Here is a 9,272-nt window from a genome sequence, read left to right as displayed (position 1 = left end):
CCCCTGCCCCCTACCTCCGCTGCTCCCTGCCCTTCTCCCCTTAAAAACCCGTGGTTGAACAACAAAAGCAAGAGCCAGAAATTCCATACCTGACGCGCATCCAAGTACTTGGAGCGATGGGAGCGACTGCAATCATTTTGTTGATAGTCGCCAAACTGTCGTTATACTTTGGCAACTTTTCCCTATTTTCTTGGGACTTGAACCAAAGAGAGTTGCTGTTGGGTGTAGGGTTGGGATTTGCCATCACCGCGTTAAGTGGCTTAACTTATCGCCTTTGGACTGCCTATCGTAAAAGTGCAGATTATTACCTAGAAGTGGTACTGAAACCTTTAGCTTTACCAGACTTAATTTGGCTGGGGTTATTACCGGGATTGAGTGAAGAATTATTATTTAGAGGTGTAATGTTGCCAGCTTTAGGCTCTGATATTACAGCTGTAATTGTATCTAGTCTTTGCTTTGGCATCTTACACCTTAGCGGTTCCCAACAATGGCCTTATGTAATTTGGGCAACAATTGTCGGGATGATATTCGCATATAGTGCCTTGCTCACTGGCAACTTATTAGTGCCGATTGTCGCTCACATTATTACCAATTGGATTTCTAGCTATTTCTGGAAAATATGGCAATTGCGGCAATTAAAAAATAAATTTTGAGCTTAATATGAATTACTGCTTAGGTGTAGCCCGCACTTCTCTACGAGACGCTTTGGCTCAGTGGCCTCCTCAGGCATCGTACACTATCAACCATAGAATAAATTACGAGTTTTGAGCGCTCTGGCTAAATGCTTTTTGTGCAGGACTTTTTAAGCGAGTCGATTGCTGGCGGCAGAGCCGCCAGTACCAGCATTTCCAGCCTCTTGCTGGAAACGAGATTTGAAAAGGCTTTTAGCTTAAATTGACACCAATGGGCACTGCCGTGCCCTTACAGGTGTACTTTTGTAAAGCGTTTTGTGCAATCGTAGATACAGAGTTTTTAGTCAATTAGACTACAATACATAGACCTAAAGTTATTAGTCATTAGTACCAATGACTAATAACTAATGACCAATGACTTTGGAGGCGGGCGGCTATCCCGGACACCCCTTGAAGGGATGAGATTCCCGCTGATTTTCGTGAAAAAAAGAATTGTTTGACTGTCTGATCAGAAAACCATAACACCTGATGAGAAAATGAGACATTCAAACAAAGTGATATCTACGATGGGCTACGCCTACGCAATTTGATTGTTAACAAGCCCGTTAATCAGACCTGACTTTTTTTGAGGTCAAAGGCAACAAAAGCGTTATGGGGCATCACCTAAAAGACTTAGTGCCTCAAAATACTCCTGAAAGCTAATTCTTGTTTAATAAGTTTTGTGTAGAATTTGTTGGTGAGTTTATTTACTTGATTCTCAATTGCAGCAAACCAGGTTTCATTTATGAATCAGTCTTTTTCTCAAAACCAAGCAAGGCGAAATCGTCAACAAAGGCTGTGGCAACAAAAATGGAGTTTAAAGACTAAAGCAGTTGTTTGGGCACTAAGTATTAGCGTCCTTCCTGTCGTTGCAGTTGGAACAGCTACTTACTACTACGGTATTAATTTAATTACCAAACAAATTCCGCAAGTCAAACAAGAGAGTGCAAAAAGTTCAACGGAAACTGAACTTGCTTTACAGAGACAACTGTCACTCTTGTTAACTGGTATGGGGGTAACAGCAATTTTAGCAGGTGCGATCGCTGTTTTTGTGACTAATCGAGCTATTAGTCGAGTCAGCAAAGCTGCTGCAACTTCTAATACTATCAAAAACCAACTACGTCCAGACAGTGAGTTTACTCAAACTTTCATCGCTAGTGAAGATGAATTAGTGATGTTAGAGAGAAACATCAACTTATTCACAGAGCTGCTTTCAGGTTCTATAAAGGAAAAAGAAGCCGAAGCTGATTACTCCCAATTATTAATTAAAATTACCCGATGGGTTAGAGAAACATTCAATGAAGAAGATGTTCTTAAAACTACCTCAGAAGAAATTCGTAAAGCTTTAAGCATCGATCGCGTAACCATCTTTTGCTTCAACTCCAATTGTAATGGAACCTTTATCGCCGAATCAGTAGCACCTGGTTTACCGAAAATATTAGGGTTTACAGTCTCTGAACCTGGATTTGAGGCAGGTTATATAGAAAAATACCAGAATGGTTCTATCCATGCTATTGATAATATCCATCAAGCCGATCTCAGTGATAGTGATATTGAGTTGCTGGAGCAATTTGCAGTTAAATCTAATTTAGTAGCACCTATTCTCAGAGGCAAACAGCTATTCGGTTTATTGATTGCACATCAGTGTTCTAGAATTCGTTTTTGGCAGCAGTCTGAGATTGATTTGTTCGCTCAGATAGCCATGCAAGTAGGATTCGCCCTTGACTACGCCAAGCTTCTAGAACAGGTTGATACAAAGGCAGATAAAGCTGAGGTATTTATCGAAATTACCCGCAGCATTCGCCAATCGCTCAACGAAGAGGATGTCATCAAAACGACCGTAGAAGAGATTCGCAAAACTCTGAGTACTGACCGAGTGCTGGTTTATAGCTTTAGTACTAATTGGTCTGGAACTGTAATTGCCGAATCAGTGGTTCCAGGTTATCCAAAAGTTTTGCGGTCTGAAATTCAAGACCCATGTTTTGCTCAGGGCTATGTAGAAAAGTATCTGTCTGGTCGCGTTCAAGCCACAAACAACATTTATGAAGCTGGTTTGCGTGATTGTCATATTGACTTACTCGAATCCTTTGCTGTCAAAGCAAATTTGGTCGCACCCATCCTCAAAGATGAACAGTTATTTGGTTTATTAATTGCACATCAGTGCTCCAGACCCCGTGATTGGCAACAGCCTGAAATTGATTTCTTTGCCCAGATAGCGATGCAAGTGGGATTTGCTCTCGACCATGCAAGGCTCCTGCAACGAGTCGAGGCTGAGGGTGTGCAAAGTCAGTTGCTGGCGGATACAATCGGTAGCATTCGCCAATCCCTCAACGAAGAGGATGTGCTGAAAACCACTGTAGAAGAAGTTCGTAAAGTACTGGGTACTGACCGAGTGATGGTTTATAGCTTTAATGCTAATTGGTCTGGAACTGTGATTGCCGAATCAGTTGTTCTCACCTACCCAAAAGTTTTGCGAGCTGAAATTGAAGACCCATGTTTCGGTCAAGGTTATGTAGCAGAGTATCAGTCTGGTCGCGTTCTAGCAATAAACAACATTTATGAAGCCGGTTTGGCTGATTGTCATATTGAATTACTCGAATCCTTTGCTGTGAAAGCAAATTTGGTAGCCCCCATTCTCAAAGATGAACAGTTATTTGGTTTATTAATTGCACATCAGTGCTCCAGACCCCGTGATTGGAAACAATCTGAGATTGATTTATTTGGCCAGATAGCGATGCAAGTGGGGTTTGCTCTCGACCATGCAAGACTCCTGCAACGAATCGAAGCTGAAAGTATGCGAAGTCAGTTACTAGTAGATATTACCCGCAGTATTCGCCAATCGCTTAACGAAGAGGATGTCATCAAAACCACTGTCCAAGAGGTTCGCAAAGCACTCAGTATTGACCGAGTTCTGGTTTATAGCTTTTACGCTAATTGGTTTGGAATTATAATTGCTGAATCAGTGGTTCCAGGTTATCCCAAAGTTTTGCGCTCTAAAATCTACGATCCCTGTTTCACTGAAGGCTATATAGAAAAGTACCAGTCTGGTCGCGTTGTTGCAACAAATAACATTTACGAGTCCGGTTTGGCTGATTGTCACATTAACTTGCTCGAATCCTTTGGTGTGAAAGCAAATTTAGTAGCACCCATTATCAAAGATGAACAGCTATTTGGCTTGTTAATTGCACATCAGTGTTCTGAACCCCGTAATTGGCAACAGCCTGAGATTGATTTATTTGCTCAGATAGCCATGCAAGTAGGATTTACTCTCGATCATGCTAGGCTTCTACAGGCTTATCAAGCTCCTGAGACATAGCTTGTCAAAAGAGGCAGGGGAGCAGGGAGCAGGGAGCAGGGAGCAGGGAGCAGGGAGCAGGGAGCAGGGGGGGGGAGAAGCTGAGACGGAGCTTGTACTCCGCCCCAGCCAAGCGTCCTGGAAAGACGGGGCTTCATACCCATGTTCCGCTTCGCTTCACGCAGAGTGTTGGGCTTGCTCCCCCTGCTCCCTGCCCCTTCCACTCTGCCTCTTCGGTGAGAGAGGAGTGGAAATTGCCTTTTCTCGTCCACGCATTAGCGAAGCTACTCTGCAAGAGGCTCACACCTACATCACGGAAGATCCACAATACTACCAACTACGTAATTATGCTTTAGACTTCCTCTTTAATCGCTTGGCCCATGATGACGTAGGTTAAGCTAATCGTCATTCTCCTAATTTCTCACTCTCAAAAATGGTTCCTTCCAAACGAGTTTATTTATTGCTGTTTTTGGGTATAGTCATCGCGCCGATGCTATACCTTGTTCTCAGCATTAAAGCAACGATCGCCATCACTGTGCTATTTGATGTGATCGTTCTCGGATTGATGGTTGTAGATGGTTTGCAGGTGCGGCGTTCTCGCGTGCAAATTACCCGCGAATTACCGTCACGATTATCCATTGGGCGGGATAATCCAGTGGTACTAAAAGTAACATCGCCAAATGCCAACGCCCTAATTGAAATCTGCGATTACTATCCAACAGGGTTTGGCGTATCTGCACCCACACTTCATGCTATTGTTCCCAGTAACAGCACCCAAGAATTGACGTATACCGTCAACCCAAGACAGCGCGGCGAGTTTCCTTGGGGAAATATTCAAGTTCGACAATTGGGAACCTGGGGATTAGCTTGGGATGATTGGCAAATTCCCCAAAGTCTGCCAGTGAAAGTTTATCCTGATTTAGTGGGGTTGCGATCGCTCACAATTCGTTTGACATTGCAATCATCAGGATCAATCCGCCAATCCCGCAAAACTGGTATTGGTACAGAGTTTGCCGAACTGCGGAACTATCGCACTGGTGACGATTTACGATTTATTGATTGGAAAGCTACCGCCCGTCGGGTTGGGGCCTATGGTAATGCAACGCCACTGGTGAGAGTTCTAGAACCCGAACAAGAACAAACTTTACTGATCTTGCTCGATCGCGGACGGTTGATGACAGCAAAGGTGCAGAATTTGCAGCGATTTGACTGGGGTTTGAATGCAACTTTGTCCTTAGCCTTGGCGGGGTTACATCGAGGCGATCGCGTGGGTGTTGGTGTATTTGACCGCCAAATGCATACGTGGATTCCCCCAGAACGCGGTCAACATCATTTGAATCAGCTAATTGATCGCCTGACTCCAATTCAACCAGTGTTATTTGAATCTGATTATTTGGGGGCGGTGACAAATGTTGTACAACGACAAACTCGGAGGGCGCTAGTAGTCGTGATTACCGACTTAATTGATGTCACCGCCTCCACGGAACTCCTGGCTGCACTTTCTAAGCTAGCACCTCGTTATCTACCATTTTGCGTGACTCTGCGAGATCCGCAAGTTGATCATCTAGCACACACCTTTACAGATGATGTTACAAATGCTTATGCCCGTGCAGTGGCACTCGATTTATTAATGCAACGACAAGTAGCATTTGCTCAGTTGAAACAAAAAGGTGTATTAGTACTAGATGCACCAGCAAATCAAATTGCCGATCAGGTGGTTGAGCGATATCTGCAACTTAAAGCGCGGAATCAACTTTAACAAATTGCATTGATTCATCAAATGCGAGGTGCAATTTTCCGCACCTCGCAATACTTCCCTACAGCAATGAAACGCTAATCACGATTAAACAACCACAAAATTGTTGTTGGTTAGAGACAATCCAGTAGATAGTTGGGCAAATTTTACCTGAGTAAACCCACCCGCATTGCCATCTGCGTCAAAGTACAGACCACCTGTAGAATTGTCATAGATAAATCGTTGAGCGATCGCACTTGCAGATGTTCCGATGGTAAACTGGCTTGTCTGAAGTGAACCTAGTGATAATCCGCCACCAAAACCAGCAGCCGATACCTGAATCAGTTCATTAGTGGCGTTGAAGTCATAAATAGTATTAATGCCTTCATTAAAGCTGTTGAAAGCAAAGGTGTCAGTGCCAGCTCCTCCATAGAGGCTATCATTACCACCATAGCCCCCAGAGAGCGTATCGTTGCCATTGCTCCCTACAATCAAGTCATCGTATTGTGTACCTGAGATATTTAATCGTTCGATATTCTTGTAACTAACTCGATTCGTACCCACTGTAATTGAGCCAATGTTAGTATCAGCATTGAATGTCGAAGTCATTCCCTCAATAGGTTCATAACGATAATAGGGGCCAGCATAACAGGACAATAAATCGTCACCTGTTCCCCCATCAACCGTTTGAGTTACTGAATCAGTCTCGGAAAAATAGGGAACACTATCTGGGGATATGGTGCTTATATAGAAGGAATCATTGCCATCACCTCCAGAGAGGAAGTTATTGGCTATTGAAATGGTAGCACTCAAGTAATCGTCACCAGCGCCACCGTTGAGGGTGTTATTGCCTGAGGAGGGGACAGCTCCGTATGCGTCGGTGCCAGAGGCATCAAGAGAATCATTGCCATCGCCACCAGAGAGTAAGTTATCGCCTTCTGAAATACCAGCACTCAAGCTATCGTCACCAGCGCCACCGATGAGGGTGTTATTGCCTGGGGAGACAAAAAATCTGAATCTATAATCATTGCCAGAGGCGTCAAGGAAATCATTGCCATCGCCACCAGAGAGTAAGTTATCGCCCAATGAAGCCTTAGTAGTCAAGTAATCGTCACCAGCACCACCGTTGAGGGTATTATTGCCTGAGGAGTTGATACCTCCGAATCCGCCGTACTTATTATCACGTTCAGAGGCATCAAGAGAATCATTGCCATCACCCCCAGAGAGGAAGTTATTGCCTTCTGAAGCCCCAGCACTCAAGTAATCGTTACCAGTGCTACCTTTGAGAGTGTTATTGCCTGTTGAATAATCAACATTCAAGTTATCGGCACCAGCACCACCATTGAGGGTGTTATTGCCCGATGCCCTGCGATAGACTGCTTCGCCGTAGTCGCCGTACTCGTCGTACTCGTAGCCAGAAGCGGAGAGATAATCATTGCCATTGTCTCCATTCAGCAGATTATCGCCTGATGAATAGTCAACATTTAAGTTATCGTCACCAGCGCCACCGTTGAGGGTGTTATTGCCAGTGGTGTTATAAAAGCTTCCTCCGTAGCCGCGGCCGTAGCTAGAGCCGGAGAGAGAATCATTGCCATCGCCACCAGATAGCAGATTAGCGCCTCGTGAATAATCAACATTTAAGTTATCGTCACCAGCGCCACCCTTGAGGGTGTTATTACCTGAAGTGTTATCAAACCTATAGCCCTCGAAGTCAGAGGCAGAGAGGGAATCATTGCCATCGCCACCAGATAGCAGATTATTGCCTGTTGAAATGTTAGCACTCAAGTAATCGTCACCAGCGCCACCCTTGAGGGTGTTATTACCATTGGCAAGATTGACGTTAAGATAATCATTGTCATTGCCACCATCGAGGAAGTTATCGCCTGTTGAAAAGAAAGCACTCAAGCTATCGTTACCAGCACCACCCTTGAGCGTGTTATTACCAGACACCTCAGGGTCGTAGTAGCCACCAGAGACAGAGAGAGAATCATTGCCATTGCCACCATCCAGTAGGTTATCGCCTGCTGAACTGTCAGCGTTCAAGCTATCGTTACCAGCGCCACCCTTAAGCGTGTTATTACCAGACACCACATCGTAGTTACCTAAAGCCGAGAGAGTATCATTGCCATCGCCACCACAGAGCAGATTATTGCCTGGTGTAGAGTCAACATTCAAGTAATCATCACCAGCGCCACCAATGAGAGTATCATTCCCAGCCTCGCCCCGCAGCAGGTCATTACCAATACCACCGTCGAGGGAGTCATTGCCCGTACCACCAATGAGGGTGTCATCCCCCGCACCACCAATGAGAGTATCTTTTCCCGTACCACCCCGCAGCAAGTCGTTGCCACTTTTGCCATCGATTTTGTCATTACCGCCTTGACCATTAACCACATCATTTGAGTTGTCTAAACCCTTAATGTTGTTGTCGAGGTCATTGAGAAAGGTCACTGTGTTCTTGATGCCCAGACTAGTATCAGTGGAGTTGGCATCCAAGACATTGAAGCTGTCAGTAATGCTAGTTTGCCCATCAAACAAGATATTACCAATAGCTGGTCTTGTTCCAGAAGCTCTCAAATTATCCAAGTTTTCTAGTTTGAAGTCTTTTAGGATAACTATGGTATCAGTTTCCTCTTCAAAGGTGATTTCCAGATTCTTGCCATTTTGGGTGAGTAGTAAATTTCGAGCCGTCAAACCAGCACCCTGGAATTTGATGGTATCCACTTCAGCAATGACTGCTGCTGTCGGATTAGTTCCTTTACCTACGCCACCAAAACCAGTGATTGTATCAGTACCGTCACCCAATTTGTAAACAAATTTATCCTTGCCGCCACCACCAGTTACAGTGTCGTTACCCTTCTTCGCTGTGATGGTATCGTTGCCCGCTTTGCCGTTAACCCTGTCAGCGTCGTTACTGCCCACTAGAGTATCATTACCGTTGGTTCCAAGGATATTTGTCATAACTTTAACCTACCTAAATTGATGTTTTTTTTCAGTAATTTGAAGTTCTTAGCCCTGAGTTAATACTGTTTTAGAACACAATAAATCGCCGAGAGTTAATACTTTCGGTATATTTTTATGTCACCCTTGAGGGACAGTAATGTTTCTCAAAAATCCACTCTATTGATCAGCTTACAACTAGCATCTATCTAATTAACAAGGTCTCACGCACTGTACAAATTCATAGCCAGATGGATGAAATGAAATAAGTCGTTTCAGGCTTTTATAACCATTCCCGATTAAATAGCAATCACTGAAAAATATTGCTAAATCAAGCTTAAATGCCTAAAAATAACACTTCATACTTTAATTTTTTGCCAATGCGTCAGTCCTAGTGACTTGAAAATAGGGAACAGTTGACTCTTGATAGAGAAAGGGATTTTCATACCCTTGTTGTAGGCTATTGCCCGTGGGTATTTAGCTTAAAAATAGGGAACATCTCAATAACTTGATATTAACTAAATACTGAATATTTACTTAGATGTCTATACTTCAAGAACTATCTTTGCATACTCTTCACATTATATGCCGAGAAATGTAAATAAGCTGGCGCAATAAAATCAAACTAAGT

The 9,272-nt window shown here is 43.8% G+C and carries 4 protein-coding genes and 1 pseudogene; 4 read left to right on the top strand and 1 reads right to left on the bottom strand.

What is annotated here, in order from left to right; translation table 11 throughout:
• Positions 1-50: 50 nt before the first annotated feature.
• From F8R90_RS13820 to F8R90_RS13805, 4 genes and pseudogenes are all read left to right on the top strand, one after another.
• Complete coding sequence (locus F8R90_RS13820; RefSeq protein ID WP_196511224.1) at positions 51-653, top strand: CPBP family intramembrane glutamic endopeptidase; 603 nt, start codon at positions 51-53, stop codon at positions 651-653.
• Positions 654-1,416: 763 nt separating this feature from the next.
• Positions 1,417-3,987 carry a GAF domain-containing protein gene (locus F8R90_RS13815; protein WP_196511223.1) on the top strand — a complete coding sequence of 857 codons (2,571 nt, stop codon included), beginning with the start codon at positions 1,417-1,419 and terminating at the stop codon, positions 3,985-3,987.
• 226 nt (positions 3,988-4,213) lie between these two features.
• Positions 4,214-4,363, top strand: a pseudogene (locus F8R90_RS33845) (ABC transporter ATP-binding protein); the annotation flags it as partial.
• A gap of 36 nt (positions 4,364-4,399) precedes the next feature.
• Positions 4,400-5,725, top strand: coding sequence for a DUF58 domain-containing protein (locus tag F8R90_RS13805; RefSeq protein WP_196511222.1), 1,326 nt, complete (start codon positions 4,400-4,402; stop codon positions 5,723-5,725).
• A gap of 84 nt (positions 5,726-5,809) precedes the next feature.
• Here F8R90_RS13805 and F8R90_RS13800 read toward each other — a convergent pair whose 3' ends face one another.
• The gene (locus F8R90_RS13800; protein ID WP_196511221.1) at positions 5,810-8,662 is read right to left on the bottom strand and encodes a beta strand repeat-containing protein; all 2,853 of its coding nucleotides are present in this window, start codon (positions 8,660-8,662) and stop codon (positions 5,810-5,812) included.
• Between the last annotated feature and the right edge of the window lie 610 nt (positions 8,663-9,272).

Source organism: Nostoc sp. NZL (assembly GCF_015714705.1).
GTDB lineage: Bacteria > Cyanobacteriota > Cyanobacteriia > Cyanobacteriales > Nostocaceae > Nostoc > Nostoc foliaceum_A.
Note: the sequence above shows the minus strand (reverse complement) of the source record. Positions and strands in the feature narration are given on the sequence as shown.